General features: G+C 49.9%; 2 protein-coding genes. Both read right to left on the bottom strand.

Annotation, left to right across the window (positions count from 1 at the left end; genetic code table 11):
- Positions 1–30: 30 nt before the first annotated feature.
- Positions 31–894 carry an IS3 family transposase gene (locus ACSFXN_RS19775; RefSeq protein ID WP_437151909.1) on the bottom strand — a complete coding sequence of 288 codons (864 nt, stop codon included), beginning with the start codon at positions 892–894 and terminating at the stop codon, positions 31–33.
- Positions 858–1,433: a helix-turn-helix domain-containing protein gene (locus ACSFXN_RS19770; protein ID WP_437151908.1), complete on the bottom strand. Its 576-nt coding sequence runs from the start codon at positions 1,431–1,433 to the stop codon at positions 858–860. The genes ACSFXN_RS19775 and ACSFXN_RS19770 overlap by 37 nt, the downstream gene beginning before the upstream one ends.
- Between the last annotated feature and the right edge of the window lie 53 nt (positions 1,434–1,486).

Here is a 1,486-nt window from a genome sequence, read left to right as displayed (position 1 = left end):
GGTAGTGACCCCTTAAAGTTAGAGTTTCAATTATGCAGCTGATTGGCTGGCATGAATCCGGTAGTTCACCGGGCTCATGCCGGCCAATTTTTGTTTGATGCGTTCATGGTTGTAGTAATGGATGTACCGTTCAATTTTCTGCTTCAATTCCTCGTACGGCGCCAATGCTTCTCCGTGGTACATCTCCTGTTTAAGCAGGCCAAAGAAGTTTTCCATGGCCGCGTTGTCGGCACACGTCGCCTTTCGGGACATGCTTTGGAAAATCCGGTGCTGCTTCAATGTTTTCACCCAGTACCGGTGCTGGTAATGCCAGCCTTGGTCGGAATGGATGGTGGTCCGGTAGGCAGCCTGGTCCCGAATCATCGGCAGGGCTTGGTGCAGCGAGTCCAGGACGAAGTCGAGGGTCGGGCGTTTGGACATGCTCATGCCAATGATTTCGCCGTTGTAGAGATCCATCACCGGACTCAAATACAGTTTTTCTTCTCCCGCACATTTGAATTCCGTGACGTCCGTTACGATTTTTTGGAAGGCGTGCGATGTGTGGAACCGGCGGTTCAACCGGTTTTTGGCGATGGTCCCTACTTGCCCCTTATAGGAGCGATAGCGCGATTTCCGAATGAACTTCACACATTTTAACTTCAATTCGCCCATGATGCGCTGGACTTTCTTGTGGTTGATGACGTACCCTTGCGCCTTTAATTCCAGAGAGATCCGGCGATACCCATAACGGCCTTCGTGTTTCTCAAAGAGCGTCCGGATCACGGTTTTCCATTCCCGGTCCGGGTCTTCCATACCGAGTCGCTGGCGGTGGTAATGATACGTCGCTTCTGGCAGATCGACGATCTCCAGCACATCCGTTAATCGGAATCCTTCTTTTTGGAGTTCGAATGCCAGCGCTGCTTGTGCTTTTCGAGGAAGGCATCCGGGTTCTCCTGGAAAGCTTTTAACTTTTTTAAATACGCCACTTCTAAGCGGAGAAGTTCGTTCTCCCGTTCCAGTTGTTGTTCACGGGACATCGTCCCATTCGGTTTTGACGGGTTGTTTTCCGGCTTGTTTCTTGGTTTTTTCGACATGGGAGGCCGCCCTTTCGCTTGTTCGTTCAGGCCGTCTTCCCCTTGCGCCAAAAATCTCCGGTGCCAATTCGCAATCAGCGAAGGGTTGTGCAGTTGGAATTCCACCGCTGTGTCTTGGTAGGAAGCGCCTGTTCGTTTCATAAAGTGTAATACATCCAACTTGAATTGAACAGAATACACCCGGTGCTTCCGCTTCTTCCGCAAGCCTTCTGTGCCGAAGGCTTGATACGCACGGACCCAGCGGATAATTTGCGAATGACTGGACACCCCGTGTTTTTTGGCTAAGCGTTTATATCCCAAAAAGCCGTCCAAGTATTCGTTGACCAGGTTCATTTTGAATTCTTCGCTATATTTTGACATAGAAAAACACCCCAAAAGTTAGTTTTTAACTCTAACTTTTGGGGTGCAGCACC

Source organism: Planococcus sp. 1R117A, assembly GCF_051417975.1.
GTDB lineage: Bacteria > Bacillota > Bacilli > Bacillales_A > Planococcaceae > Planococcus > Planococcus shenhongbingii.
The sequence above is the reverse complement of the archived record's forward strand: the minus strand, read 5'-3'. Positions and strand labels throughout refer to the sequence as shown.

Excerpts from the sequence above, each read along its gene's own strand:
- ACSFXN_RS19770 (WP_437151908.1), bottom strand. The coding sequence starts at position 1,433 with ATGTCAAAATATAGCGAAGAATTCAAAATGAACCTGGTCAACGAATAC.